At 72.3% G+C, this 12,846-nt stretch carries 12 protein-coding genes; 7 read left to right on the plus strand and 5 right to left on the minus strand.

All coding sequences use genetic code 11. The features are described 5' to 3' along the window. Positions 1–70: 70 nt before the first annotated feature. From P5G50_RS10000 to P5G50_RS10020, 5 genes are all read left to right on the plus strand, one after another. Positions 71–1,522, plus strand: coding sequence for an NCS2 family permease (locus P5G50_RS10000; protein ID WP_301212613.1), 1,452 nt, complete (start codon positions 71–73; stop codon positions 1,520–1,522). A 114-nt stretch (positions 1,523–1,636) separates the two neighbouring features. Then, on the plus strand, positions 1,637–1,921 hold the full coding sequence (locus P5G50_RS10005; protein ID WP_301212546.1) for a hypothetical protein: 285 nt from the start codon (positions 1,637–1,639) through the stop codon (positions 1,919–1,921). A 47-nt stretch (positions 1,922–1,968) separates the two neighbouring features. Continuing rightward, entirely contained in the window at positions 1,969–2,652 is a 684-nt protein-coding gene (gene trmB, locus P5G50_RS10010; RefSeq protein WP_301212545.1) for a tRNA (guanosine(46)-N7)-methyltransferase TrmB, read from the plus strand. Between the two features lie 45 nt (positions 2,653–2,697). Continuing rightward, positions 2,698–4,131, plus strand: coding sequence for an aldehyde dehydrogenase family protein (locus P5G50_RS10015; protein WP_301212544.1), 1,434 nt, complete (start codon positions 2,698–2,700; stop codon positions 4,129–4,131). Positions 4,132–4,354: 223 nt separating this feature from the next. Continuing rightward, positions 4,355–5,809, plus strand: coding sequence for an aspartate ammonia-lyase (locus P5G50_RS10020; protein WP_301212612.1), 1,455 nt, complete (start codon positions 4,355–4,357; stop codon positions 5,807–5,809). 223 nt (positions 5,810–6,032) lie between these two features. On the opposite strand, the gene P5G50_RS10025 is transcribed toward P5G50_RS10020, so the two are convergent. The 4 genes from P5G50_RS10025 to P5G50_RS10040 form a co-directional block, all read right to left on the minus strand. Then, positions 6,033–6,938 carry an alpha/beta fold hydrolase gene (locus P5G50_RS10025; protein ID WP_301212543.1) on the minus strand — a complete coding sequence of 302 codons (906 nt, stop codon included), beginning with the start codon at positions 6,936–6,938 and terminating at the stop codon, positions 6,033–6,035. A 47-nt stretch (positions 6,939–6,985) separates the two neighbouring features. Then, positions 6,986–7,861 carry a fumarylacetoacetate hydrolase family protein gene (locus P5G50_RS10030; protein WP_301212542.1) on the minus strand — a complete coding sequence of 292 codons (876 nt, stop codon included), beginning with the start codon at positions 7,859–7,861 and terminating at the stop codon, positions 6,986–6,988. A 140-nt stretch (positions 7,862–8,001) separates the two neighbouring features. Further along, positions 8,002–8,766 carry a glycosyltransferase family 2 protein gene (locus tag P5G50_RS10035; RefSeq protein ID WP_301212540.1) on the minus strand — a complete coding sequence of 255 codons (765 nt, stop codon included), beginning with the start codon at positions 8,764–8,766 and terminating at the stop codon, positions 8,002–8,004. Positions 8,767–8,775: 9 nt separating this feature from the next. Further along, positions 8,776–10,293, minus strand: coding sequence for a DNA-3-methyladenine glycosylase 2 family protein (locus P5G50_RS10040; protein ID WP_435870863.1), 1,518 nt, complete (start codon positions 10,291–10,293; stop codon positions 8,776–8,778). 74 nt (positions 10,294–10,367) lie between these two features. Between P5G50_RS10040 and P5G50_RS10045 the strand changes: the two genes are divergently transcribed. Beyond that, the gene (locus P5G50_RS10045) at positions 10,368–11,762 is read left to right on the plus strand and encodes an FAD-binding oxidoreductase (protein WP_301212539.1); all 1,395 of its coding nucleotides are present in this window, start codon (positions 10,368–10,370) and stop codon (positions 11,760–11,762) included. 176 nt (positions 11,763–11,938) lie between these two features. Next, the gene (locus P5G50_RS10050; protein WP_301212538.1) at positions 11,939–12,313 is read left to right on the plus strand and encodes an FKBP-type peptidyl-prolyl cis-trans isomerase; all 375 of its coding nucleotides are present in this window, start codon (positions 11,939–11,941) and stop codon (positions 12,311–12,313) included. Positions 12,314–12,386: 73 nt separating this feature from the next. Here P5G50_RS10050 and P5G50_RS10055 read toward each other — a convergent pair whose 3' ends face one another. Continuing rightward, positions 12,387–12,842, minus strand: coding sequence for a carboxymuconolactone decarboxylase family protein (locus P5G50_RS10055; protein WP_301212537.1), 456 nt, complete (start codon positions 12,840–12,842; stop codon positions 12,387–12,389). Positions 12,843–12,846: the final 4 nt, after the last annotated feature.

Genomic DNA, 12,846 nt, shown 5'->3' on the forward strand with positions numbered 1-12,846 from the left:
GGCGCGTCGCGCCTGCGAATCAGCTCCGGATGTTCAGAGCACGTTCATCGAGATATTACGGGAGATCACCATTTCGGCTTCGACCACCGCGCCCGCGCCGACCACCAAGGGGCGCCTCGACCGGTTCTTCGAGATCACGAAACGCGGCACCACCTGGGGCACCGAGGTGCGCGGCGGCGTCCTGACCTTCGTGACCATGGCGTACATCGTCATCCTCAACCCGATCATCCTGGGCTCCGGGCCGGATGTGGCGGGCAACACCCTGCCGCAGGCGCAGGTCGCCGCCGTGACCGCGCTGAGCGCCGGTGTCATGACGTTGCTGTTCGGCCTGATCGCCCGCCTGCCGTTCGCGTTCGCGGCGGGCCTCGGCATCAACTCGTTCCTCGCCGTCAACGTGGTGCAGGTGCTGACCTGGCCGGAGGCGATGGGCCTCGTGGTCATCAACGGCCTCATCATCGTGCTGCTGTCGGCGACCGGCCTGCGCAAGCTGATCTTCAACGCCGTGCCCGCGCAGCTCAAGACCGCGATCACGGTCGGCATCGGCCTCTTCATCGCCTTCATCGGCTTCGTCGACAGCGGCTTCGTTCGCTCCACGAACGCCTCCTCGCCGCCCGTGCAGCTCGGCGAGGCCGGCTCCATCGCGACCGTGCCGACGCTGATCTTCCTCGTCGCGCTCGTCATCATGGGCGTGCTGATGGCACGCAAGGTCAAGGGCGCGCTGCTGATCGGCATCGTGGCCGCGACCGTCATCGCGATCATCGTGGAGGCCATCTGGCACGTCGGCCCGTCGATGGGCGGCAAGAACCCGGGCGGCTGGAACCTCACCGTCCCGCAGCTGCCGAGCTCGCTCGTCGCGCTGCCGAACCTGAGCCTGGTCGGCCAGGTCGACCTGATCGGCGCCTTCGGCCGCATCGGCGCGCTGGCCGCGATCATGCTGATCTTCACGCTGGTCTTCACCAACTTCTTCGACGCCATGGGCTCGATGACGGGCCTCGCGCGCTCCGCGGGACTGGCCGACGAGGACGGCACCTTCCCGCGCCTCCAGCCCGCCCTGATCGTGGAGGGTGTCGGCGCGGTCGTCGGCGGCGCCACCTCCTCCTCGTCCAACACGGTGTTCGTGGAGTCGGCCTCGGGCATCGGCGAAGGCGCGCGGACCGGCTTCGCGAGCGTCGTCACCGGTGTGCTCTTCCTGCTCGCCATGTTCTTCACCCCGCTGACGAACGTGGTGCCGCAGGAGGTCGCCGCGGCGGCTCTCGTCATCGTCGGTGCGCTCATGGTCGTGCAGATCCGCCACATCGACTTCAGCGAGTTCTCGGTCGTGCTGCCGGTGTTCCTGACGATCATCGTGATGCCGCTGACCTACTCGATCGCGAACGGCATCGGCGTCGGCTTCATCAGCTGGGTGCTGGTGCGCTCGCTCTCCGGCAAGGCGCGCGAGATCAGCCCGCTGCTGTGGGTCGTGGCGGCCGGCTTCCTGGTCTACTTCGCCCGCGGCCCGATCGAGGCGCTGCTCGGGCAGTAGCGGCGCGCGGCGCAGCGCGCCGACGGCTCGAGCGGCCGGTCTCCGGGTGACCCCTGATCCGAATCGGGGGTTATCCGGATACCGGCCGCTTCGTCGTCCCGCTTGACTTGTCTCATGACCAGCACTCCGTACTCCGCCACCGCTCCCGTCCGCACGCTCAGCGTCACGAGCTTCGCCTTCGGCCTCGCCTCCATCGTCTTCGGCTGGACCTTCGTCGCCCCGATCGCCGGCCTCGTCATCGGCGTGCTGGCGCTGCGCCGCGAGCCGCTCGGCCGCACCTTCGCGATCTGGGGCATCGTGCTCAACGCCATCATGCTGGCCGGCGTGATCGTCGGCCTGCTGTTCGCGGCGATCGGGCTCGGCATCGGCTTCGCGTTCCTCCCGCTCGCGTTCCTCTGAGCGGGGCATCGGGCGCCCGGCTCCGTCCCTCCTGCGACAATGGAGGGATGGAACCGACCCCTCTCGTCCGCCCCCGCAGCTTCGTCGTCCGCGGCCGCAAGACCGAGGCGCAGACGCGCGCGATCGACGAGCTCTGGCCCTCCTTCGGGCTGGAGTTCACCGGTGAGCCGCTCGACCTCGACGCCGCCTTCGGCCGCCGGGCGCCGCGCGTGGTCGAGATCGGCTTCGGCAACGGCGAGAACCTGCTGACCCTCGCCGAGCGGCACCCCGACCGCGACTTCGTCGGCATCGAGGTGCACGGGGCGGGCATCGGGCGGGTGCTCGGCGCCATGCGCGACCGCGGGCTGACGAACATCCGCATCGTCCGGCACGACGCCGTCGAGGTGTTCGAGACCGGCCTGCGGCCCGGCAGCATCGACGAGATCCTGATCTTCTTCCCCGACCCGTGGCCCAAGGCGCGACACCACCGCCGCCGCCTCGTCCAGCCGGAGTTCGGGAGGCTGCTGGTGCGTGCCATCGCCCCGACCGGTGTGCTGCGCCTCGCCACCGACTGGGAGCCGTACGCGGAGCACATGATCGAGGTGCTCGACGCGGAGCCCGGCCTCGCGAACGCCGCCGGTGCCGACCGGTTCGTGCCGCGCCCGGAGGACCGCCCCGTCACCAAGTTCGAGCGCCGCGGGGAGCGGCTGGGCCACGCGATCTTCGACCTGGAGTACCGCCCGCGCACCTGACGCGGCTCCCGCGGCTACGGCGGCGCGTGCCCCTAGGATGACGGCATGACCAGCGCCCCCACCGGAATCCCGGGAATCGCGGGAATCCCGCAGACCGTCGCCGACCTGCGCTCCACCTTCGACCGCGGTGTCACGACCTCCCTCGCCTGGCGGCTGGGCCAGCTGCGCGCCCTGCGGCGGATGCTGACCGACCGCGCCGAGGACTTCGAGGAGGCGCTGCGCAGCGACCTGGCCAAGCACCCGACCGAGTCGCAGATCGCCGAGATCGGCTTCGTCGTCGGCGAGCTCGACCACACGCTCCGGCGCCTGCGGAGGTGGCTGCGGCCCCGACGGGTCGCCGTGCCGGGCGCGCTGCTGCCCGCGCGAGCCTCCACCCTCCTGGAGCCGCTCGGTGTGGTGCTGATCATCGCGCCGTGGAACTACCCGGTGCAGCTGCTGCTCGGCCCGCTCGTCGGGGCGCTTGCCGCCGGCAACACGGTCGTGCTGAAGCCGAGCGAGCTCGCGCCCGCGACCTCCGCCGCCATGGCCCGGCTCGCTCCGCAGTACCTCGACCGGCGCGCGGTCGCCGTCGTGGAGGGCGGCGTGGAGGAGACGACCGAGCTGCTCGCACAGCGCTTCGACCACATCTTCTACACCGGCAACGGCCGGGTCGGGCGCATCGTCGCCGCCGCCGCGGTCGAGCACCTGACGCCGGTCACCCTGGAGCTCGGCGGCAAGTCGCCGGTGTACGTCGACGACTCGGCCGACCTCGCCGCGGTCGCGCACCGGCTCGCCTGGGGCAAGTTCATGAACGCCGGGCAGACGTGCGTCGCGCCCGACTACGTGCTGGCCACCCGCGACGTCGCCGGCCGGCTGGCGGAGGCGCTGGGGGATGCGGTGCGCGAGCTGTACGGCGACCGCCCCGAACAGAGCCCGGCCTACGGGCGCATCGTCAACGACCGGCAGTTCGAGCGTCTCACCGGGCTGCTCGGCGCCGTCGGGGGAGCCGGCGCCGGGACCGTCGCGGTCGGCGGCGAGCACGACGCGGCGACCAGGTACGTTGCGCCGACCGTGCTGACCGACGTGCCGCTCGACGCCCCGGTGATGCAGGAGGAGATCTTCGGGCCCATCCTGCCGATCGTCACCGTCGACGGGCCAGAGGAGGCCATCCGCATCATCCGCGCGGGCGACAAGCCGCTCGCGCTGTACGTGTTCAGCGAGCGCGCCTCCGTGCGCCGCCGCTTCCTCACCAGGACCAGTTCGGGCGCGGTCGGCTTCGGCGTTCCCGCCGCCCACCTCGGCGTCGCCGGGCTGCCCTTCGGGGGCGTGGGCGCGAGCGGCTCCGGCGCCTATCACGGCGAGCGGTCGCTGCGCACCTTCAGCCACGAGAAGGCCGTGCTGGCCAAGCCGCTCGCGCCCGACACGCTCCGGCTGATCTATCCGCCGTTCACCGAGGGCAAGGACTGGTTCGCGCGCCGGCTGCTGCGCAAGCTCGGCTGAGCGGCCGCCGCCTCCCGCACTCGACACGGTGTCGAGTGGCGTCCGGGATGCCGGACAGTGCGTCCACCTCGACCCCCGGGGCCCGGGGTATCGTCGGAGGCAGCCGGCGGCCACGAACGGCCGGCTCGTCCAGCTCGCCACCGCACAACGAGAGGCAACGGTGCCCACCGTGAGTTCCACCACCCCCACCCCGGTCGTCGACGCGTCGGAGAACGTGTCGGATGTGCCGCACGCCGAGCCCGACGGCCGGCCGACCCGGGTCGAGACCGACTCGCTCGGCAGCCGCGAGATCCCCGCCGACGCGTACTGGGGCGTCCACACCTCCCGCGCCATCGAGAACTTCCCGATCGCGAAGCGGCCCATCTCCGTCTACCCCGACCTCGTCGTCGCGCTCGCCAGCGTCAAGCAGGCCGCGGCCCGCGCGAACCTCGAGATCGGCGTGCTGGAGGAGCACAAGGCGCGGCTGATCGACCAGGCCTGCCAGCTCATCATCGACGGCCGGTACCACGACCAGTTCGTGGTCGGCGTGATGCAGGGAGGCGCCGGCACCTCCACCAACATGAACGCCAACGAGGTCATCGCGAACATCGCGCTCGAGCTCGACGGCCACGAGAAGGGCGACTACGCCCACCTCAGCCCCATCGACGACGTCAACCGCAGCCAGAGCACCAACGACACGTACCCGACCGCGATCAAGATCGCCCTCACCTTCGCGCTGGAGCACCTGCTCGACGAGCTCGCGCTGCTGCGCGACTCCTTCCTGCGCAAGGGGGAGGAGTTCCGGCACATCCTCAAGGTCGGCCGCACCCAGCTGCAGGACGCCGTGCCGATGACCCTCGGCCAGGAGTTCCACGGCTTCGCCACGACGCTGACCGAGGACCACGCCCGGCTCACCGAGACCAAGTGGCTGCTCGCCGAGATCAACCTCGGCGCGACCGCGATCGGCACCGGCATCACCGCCGACCCCGGGTACGCGGCGGCGGCGGTCAAGCACCTCAACGCGATCACCGGGCTGAACCTCGAGACCGCCCCCGACCTCATCGAGTCGACCAGCGACGCGGGCGCCTTCATGTCGTTCTCCGGCTCGCTGAAGCGCAGCGCGATCAAGCTGTCGAAGATCTGCAACGACCTGCGGCTGCTGTCGTCCGGCCCGCAGGCCGGTCTCGGCGAGATCAACCTCCCGCCGCGCCAGGCCGGTTCGAGCATCATGCCCGGCAAGGTGAACCCGGTCATCCCGGAGGTCGTCAACCAGGTCGCTTTCTCGGTGGCCGGCGCCGACGTGACGGTGACGATGGCGGCGGAGGGAGGCCAGCTCCAGCTGAACGCCTTCGAGCCGGTCATCGCGCACTCGCTGCTGCAGAGCATCACGTGGATGGCGCAGGCGTTCCGCACGCTGCGCATCAACTGCGTCGACGGCATCACCGCGAACGAGGAGCGCCTCGGCGCCATGGTGGGCTCGTCGGTCGGCGTGATCACGGCGCTGACCCCGCACATCGGCTATGCGGCCGCGGCGGCGCTCGCGAAGTCGGCCCTCCTCACCGGCCGCAACGTCGCCGACCTGGTGGTGGAGGCGAAGCTGATGAGCCGCGCCGAGGTCACCCACCTGCTCTCCCCGGCCCGCCTCAGCGGCCTGGAGGCGATCACGACCGCGATCCCGATCACCCCGCCGGAGGACTAGGGCGGCCCTGCCGCCTGCGTGCGCAACTCCGGAGGCGGCGCGGCCTGCGGCCGCCGCCCCCGGAGTTGGGCGCGTTCGCGCGGCGTGTCGCGTCGAATCTCCGTAATTGCACGCGTGGTCGCCATTTCCGGAGTGTTGCCACGACACGCCGCGCAAGCGCGCGCAAGTCCGGCGATGCGGGGCGAGGGAGGCGGAGCCTCCGGAGTTGCGCGCGCAGCCCCGACTACTCAGCGGCGCGGAAGAGCGCGAGCATGTCGCGGCCGAGCTGGTGCGGCGCCGTCTCGCACGGGCTGTGCCCGGTGCGGTAGACCGCGAGCCGCGCGCCGAGGACGCGCGCGTTCCTCGCGTGCAGGTACGTGGGCCACAGGTCGTGGTTGCCGGTCGCGACCAGCACCGGCACCCCGCTCGCCGTCACCTGCGCGCGCACGTCGGGCACGCGCTTCATCAGCCCGACGATGTCGTCGACGCTGGAGCGGCGGGTCAGCGCGAAGCGCGAGCGCACGAAGTCGAGGCGGTTCGGTGGCACGCGGTTCTTGTTCGTGACGATGCCCCAGATCATCAGCCCGCCCGCGATGCGGCCGCCCACGAACCAGCTGAGCGGCCCGATGAACCGCACACCCCGGAACGCCTGTCCGGGCTCGGGCGGAGAAGTGAGCAGGGTGAGGCTGCGGAACAGCTCCGGCTGCCGGACCAGGGCCAGCTGCGCGAGGATCCCGGCGAACGAGTAGCCGAGCACATGCGCCGGACCGCCGTCGCGGAGGAAGGCGAGGAGGTCTGCGACGAGCAGCTCGTACGTATATCGGCCTCCTGCGACCGGCCCCGCCTCCGCCGACTCGTACTGTCCGGCGAGGTCGAAGCTCTGCACGTGGTACCCGGCGGAGACGAGGATGGGCGCGAGCAGGTAGAAGTCCTCCTTCGACCCGGTCACGCCAGGGACGAGCACCACGCGCGGGTCGGACGGGTCGCCCAGCGAGGCGACCGCGAGCTCGCCGCTCGGCGCGCGGAAGCGCGAGAACACGGTGCCGACCGGTGCGATCGACCAGTCGATGTCGGGCAGCGCGGCGTCGAGGCGCGCAGCCTCGTCGTCGCCTCCTCCGGCCACTCCCGGCCGGCGCTCACCGATGGACACGTGCCTACGCTAGCCGACACGCCCGACCTTGGCAGGGTGGCGGGGCCTCAGGTGACGCGGCAGTACGTCGTCAGGTAGCCGATCCCCCCGATCGAGACCGTGACCGTCGAGCGGTCCTTGAGGAACACCGGGGGCGTGCGCGAGTAGCCGGCGCCGCCCGGGCTGCCGGTCGAGATGAGCGTGCCCGGCTGGATGGTCGCCGACCGCGACAGGAACTCGATGATCTCGGCGACCGAGCGGACCATGTCGGCGGTGGAGGTGTCCTGCAGGATCTGCCCGTCGACGTTCGTGGTCAGCCACAGGTCCTGCGGGTCCGCGATCTCGTCGGCGGTGACGACGACCGGGCCGTTCGGGGTGAAGCCGTCGAAGGACTTGCAGCGCGACCACTGCGCCTCCGAGAACTGGAGGTCGCGGGCCGTGATGTCGTTGACGACCGTGTAGCCCCACACGTAGTCGAGGGCGTCCTGCACCGAGACGTTGCGCGCGGGCCGGCCGATGATCACGCCGAGCTCGGCCTCGTAGTCGACCTGCGTGGTCAGGTCCTCCGGCCAGGCCGTGGTGCCGCCGTGCCCGGCGAGCGAGTTGGGCCAGAGCGAGAACACGGTAGCCGCCTTCTCGCTGCGCAGCTTGAGCTCGGAAGCGTGGGCCGCGTAGTTCGCGCCGATGGCGATCACCTGGGGCGGCCGGAGCACCGCGGAGGCGTGCCGCAGCTCGTGCACCGGGGCGAGCGGAGCGCCGGCGGCGACGGCCTGGTCGACGAGCGCGCGCACGTCGGCGAGAGCGCCCTCCCCGCGCTCGATGAGCTCCTGCAGGTCGCGGGGCGCCGCCTCCATCACCTCCTCGAGGAACAGGGCGCCGTCTCCGATGACGGCGGCCAGTCGCGGAGGTGCGTCGGGGCCGGTGCTGAGGTGCGAGAATCTCACCTCACCAGGCTATCGGGGATGCGGCGACGACGGAAAGCGCGGTCGCGCACGCCGTACGCGACGGAAACCGTGGTGGAGACGACGGATTCCGTCGTGGAGCGGTCGGTATCCCGGCGGAGGACGGTGGAGGGAGGCCGCGCTCAGGCCAGCGCGTCCGGCGCCTCGGCCGTGTGCTCCTGCCGCCAGCGCCGCCTGGCCATGCGCCGCCGCAAGGGCGAGTCCTCCGGCAGGTGCATGCGCAGCGTCGTGTACGCCCAGCCCAGTCTCCGGCCGAAGCCGCGCCAGGTCGAGAACGGCCGCGCCGAGATGCCGACGGTCAGCAGCTCGTCGTATCGGACGACGACGCCGGGGTCGAGGTGGAAGGAGAGATCGAGGTCGTCGTGCACCGCGGCGAGGCCGCTGTGCACGCGGTCGCGCACGTCGCGCCAGACCGCGCGGCGCATGGCGAAGTTCGAGCCGAAGATCGGCGGCTGCCCGAGCCACAGGCCCATCGACCAGAAGTAGCCGCCGATGTAGAGCACCTGGCCGAGCCCGGCGACCACCGGGTTGCCGTCGTAGAAGACGCCGGGGCCGGTGAGCACGTCGACCTCCGGCGCCTCCAGCAGCTCCGCCTCGAGGTGCAGCAGCCAGTCGACGGGAGGCCGCGAGTCGGCGTCGAGGCGCGCGATGACGTCGCCGGTGGCGGCGTCGTACCCGGTGGCCGCCGCCGACCAGATGCCGCGGACAGGCTGCTCGATCACGCGTGCGCCTGCCGCGCGCGCGACGGCGGCGGTGTCGTCGGTGCTGCCGTTGTCGACCACGACGATCTCGTCCGCCGGCCGGAGCTGCGCGGCGAGGGCCGCGAGGCACTGGGTGAGCATCTCCGCGTCGTCGAGCGCGGGGATCACGACGCTGAAGGACGGCACGGGTTCACATTACGCCGCCCAGAGGTGCATCCCGGCGTAGCTGCGCCACGGCGCCCAGGCCGTGCCGCGCTCCGCGAGCGCCTTCGGGTCGGACGGCAGCCCGAGCCGGGCGGCGCCCTGCCGCAACGCCAGGTCGCCGGTGAGCAGCACGTCCGGGCTGCCGAGCACGCGCATGGCGACGTAGCCGGCCGTCCACGGGCCGACACCGGGGAGGGCGAGGAGGCGCGCCTCCAGCTCGTCCCGCGACTCGCCGACGTCGATCGTCAGCGACCCGTCCGCGAGCGCCGCCGCGGCGCCGACGATGGCGTCGATGCGGCGGGCCGGCCCGCGCAGCACCTCGCGCCCGCGCTCGGCGATCGCCTGCGCGGTGGGGAACAGGCGCGTGAAGCCGCCGAGGTCGATCGGCTCGCCGATGGCCGCGGTCAGCCGGGCCAGCGCTGTGCGCGCCGCCGCCACGGACACCTGCTGGCCGATGAGCGCGCGGAACAGCACCTCCTCGGCGTCCACCGCCCCGGGCACCCGCCGGCCGGGGGAGGCCGCGACGCTGGGCGCGAGCGCCGGGTCGGCGGCGAGGGCGGTGTCGATCGCGTCGGCGTCCGCGTCGAGGTCGAGCAGTCGCCGGACCCTGGCGACCAGGGGAGCGAGGTCGGCGACGTCCGCGAGGGTGGCGTCGCACTGCACCGCGGGAGCCTGCGGCGTCCCGGTGAGGGTCAGGCGCACGGTCGCCGGCCCGTGCGGGAGGCGCAGAGCGCGGGCGTAGGAGCCGGCGTCCGCCTGCTCCACGCCGTCGATCGCCCGGGCGGCCAGGAAGCCCAGCAGTGCTCCGCCGTCGAACGGCGCCCGGGCCGGGAGGTGCAGGCTGAGCGTCGCGCCGCCGCCCTCGACGTGCGATCCGGCCGGTCGCCGGCGTGCGGCCTGCCGGATCGCCCCGGGGGTCATCCGGTAGACCTCTGCCATCGTCTCGTTGAACTGCCGCACGCTCGAGAACCCGGCGGCGAACGCGACGTCGGTGATCGGGAGGTCGGTTCCGGTGAGCAGCAGCCGCGCCGTCTGTGCGCGGTGGGCACGCGCGAGGGCGAGCGGGCCGGCGCCGAGCTCGGCGGTCAGCACCCGCCCCAGGTGCCGCGGCGTGTAGCCGAGCCGGCGGGCGAGGCCGGGCACGCCCTCCCGCTCGACCGTGCCATCGGCGATCAGGCGCATGGCCCTGGCGGCGAGGTCGTCGCGCACGTTCCACTCGGGCGAGCCGGGCACGGCGTCGGGAAGGCAGCGTTTGCAGGCGCGCAACCCGGCCTCGTGCGCGGCCGCGGCGGTCAGGTAGAACGTGACGTTGCCGGGCTTGGGCGCGACCGCCGGGCAGCTCGGCCGGCAGTAGATCCCGGTCGAGTGCACGCCGGTGATGAACTGGCCGTCGAAGCGGGCGTCGCGGGCGCTCATGGCCCGGTAGCGCTCGGCGAAGACCGGGTCGGCCATGCGGTCGTCGGTGCGCGCGCCTGGCCGGGCGTCCGTGCGGCCGGAGGTGGTGGTCATGCCTCCAGCCTGGCACCGCCCGCCGACATCCGATAGCGGAAAACGGACATGGGCGCGTTCGCTAGCCTGAGGGCATGGACCTCCTCGACTGGCTGGCCGCGGCCCTCGGCGACGACGCCGTCGCGGCCGGCGTGCTCACGACCGACCCCGCCCTGCTGGACGCCGTCCGCACCGACCGTTCCGGCTGGACCGCCGAGGGCCGCCCGGTCGCCCTGGTCAACGCCACGCGGGTGGAGCACGTGCAGGCCACGCTGCGCGCCGCGAGCGAGTTCCGGGTGCCGGTCGTGCCGCGTGGAGCAGGCACCGGCCTCGCGGGCGGCGCCAACGGCACCGACGGCGCGATCGTGCTCTCGGTCGCGGGCATGGACCGCATCCTCGAGATCTCGGCGGAGGACCAGCTCGCGGTCGTCGAGCCGGGCGTCGTCAACAGCGACCTCAACGACACCCTGCAGCCGTACGGGCTGTTCTTCGCACCCGACCCCGCCAGCCGCGCCATCTCGACCGTCGGCGGCAACATCGCCACGAATGCGGGCGGCCTGCTGTGCGCCAAGTACGGAGTGACGCGGGAGGCGGTGCTCGGCCTCGACGTCGTCCTCGCCGACGGGCGCCTCATCTCCACCGGCCACCGCACGGTCAAGGGCGTGACCGGCTACGACCTCACGGCGTTGTTCACCGGGTCGGAGGGAACGCTCGGCGTCATCGTCGGCGCGACCGTGCGCCTGCTCCCGCTGCCCGCGGGCGAGCCGACCACGCTCGGCGCGATCTTCCCCGACGTGCGCAGCGCGGCCGGGGCCTCCGCCCGCATCACCGCTGCACAGCTCCGCCCCGCGGTGATGGAGCTGATGGACGGCCCGTCGCTCACCCGCATCGCCGACCACCTCGGCCCCGAGACCATCGCCGACGCGTTCGGCACGACCGGAGGCGGCAGCTTCCTGCTCGTCCAGTTCGACGGGATCGGCTCGGCCGACGACGCGGCGGCGGCCGCGAGGCTGATCGAGGAGGCGGGGGGCTCGGTGCGCGTCTCGCACGACGCCGACGAGGGGGAGCGGCTGCTCGCCATCCGGCGCGCCTTCCACCCGGCCCTCGCCGCGACCGGAGAGGTGCTCATCGAGGACGTCGCGGTCCCGCGCTCGCGCCTGCCCGAGATGTTCGACGCGATCGAGCGCATCTCGGAGCGGTACGGCATCCCGATCCCGACGGTCGCGCACGCGGGCGACGGCAACCTCCACCCGAACTTCGTGTTCGCGGGCGAGGAGGCGCCGCCGATCGTGTGGGAGGCGGCCGGCGACCTCTTCCGCACGGCGGTGGAGCTGGGCGGCACGCTGACCGGCGAGCACGGCGTCGGCGTGCTCAAGCGACGCTGGCTCGCCGACGAGCTGGGGCCGGACTCCTACGAGCTGCAGGTGAAGCTCAAGTCGGTGTTCGACCCGCTCGGCATCCTGAACCCGGGCAAGGTCTTCGGGCGTTAGTGCCGTTAAAAGACTCGACGCCCGGTGGTGCGGCGATGCCTGCAACGCTCCCGGGTCGTCGAGTTATGCAACTAGGGTGCACCCGCGGCGCCAGGATTTCAAGACCCCGTCCCGCAACGGCTGCGCGCACAGCGAACGCCTTTGACGGCGGCGGCCGCCGCAGGTTGGATGGAGCCATGGCAGAGAACACCAACCAGAAGCCCGAGGTCGACGCTCCGGAGGGCCCCGCCCCCGAGACGCTCGAGATCGTCGACATCGTCGAGGGCGGCGGCGACGAGGCGAAGGCCGGCTCCAAGGTCGACGTGCACTACCTCGGCGTCGAGTACGAGACCGGCGAGGAGTTCGACTCCTCGTGGAGCCGCGGGCAGTCGATCAACTTCCCGCTCAACAACCTGATCAAGGGCTGGCAGGAGGGCATCCCCGGCATGAAGGTCGGCGGCCGCCGCAAGCTCACCGTCCCGCCGGCGCTCGCCTACGGCCCGGCCGGCGGCGGTCACCCGCTCTCGGGCAAGACCCTGATCTTCGTGATCGACCTGCTCGGCGTCAGCTGAGCCTCCCGTACCCGGAGAAGCGCTCCCTCGGCAAACGCCGGGGGAGCGCTTCGTCGTGTGGGACGCCGACCGCTCAGAGCGCCGGCGGCTGCATGTGCGTCGGGATGGCGACGCGGTTCCAGATGTTGATCGTGCCGATGGCGAGGATGAGGTCGGAGAGCCCGCGGTCGCCGAACTCGTCGCGGGCGCGCTCGTAGAGGTCGTCCGGCACGCCGCCCTGGTGGATCAGGGTCACCGCCTCGGTCAGCTCGAGCGCGATCCGCTCCCGCTCGCTGAACCACGGCGACTCTCGCCAGGCCGACACCGCGAACACCTTGCGCAGCGGGAAGCCCCGGTTCTGCAGGTCGACCGAGTGCATGTCGACGCAGTAGGTGCAGCCGTTGATCTGCGAGGCCCGCAGCTTGAGGAGGTCGCCGAGCGGCTCCTCCACGTTCATCCCGACGTAGCCGTCGAGCTTGATGACGGCGCGGTAGCCATCGGGCGAGAGGGAGGGGATCTGGATGCGGTCGCTGGTCGTGGTGTCTGTCATGCCT

The organism is Leifsonia williamsii, assembly GCF_030433685.1.
GTDB classification, from domain to species: domain Bacteria; phylum Actinomycetota; class Actinomycetes; order Actinomycetales; family Microbacteriaceae; genus Leifsonia; species Leifsonia williamsii.

What these genes read in the sequence shown, in the direction of transcription:
- P5G50_RS10005 (WP_301212546.1), top strand. Translation starts at nt 1,637, where the DNA reads ATGACCAGCACTCCGTACTCCGCCACCGCTCCCGTCCGCACGCTCAGC.
- trmB (WP_301212545.1), top strand. Translation starts at nt 1,969, where the DNA reads ATGGAACCGACCCCTCTCGTCCGCCCCCGCAGCTTCGTCGTCCGCGGC.
- P5G50_RS10015 (WP_301212544.1), top strand. Translation starts at nt 2,698, where the DNA reads ATGACCAGCGCCCCCACCGGAATCCCGGGAATCGCGGGAATCCCGCAG.
- P5G50_RS10040 (WP_435870863.1), bottom strand. Translation starts at nt 10,293, where the DNA reads ATGACCACCACCTCCGGCCGCACGGACGCCCGGCCAGGCGCGCGCACC.
- P5G50_RS10045 (WP_301212539.1), top strand. Translation starts at nt 10,368, where the DNA reads ATGGACCTCCTCGACTGGCTGGCCGCGGCCCTCGGCGACGACGCCGTC.
- P5G50_RS10050 (WP_301212538.1), top strand. Translation starts at nt 11,939, where the DNA reads ATGGCAGAGAACACCAACCAGAAGCCCGAGGTCGACGCTCCGGAGGGC.
- P5G50_RS10055 (WP_301212537.1), bottom strand. Translation starts at nt 12,842, where the DNA reads ATGACAGACACCACGACCAGCGACCGCATCCAGATCCCCTCCCTCTCG.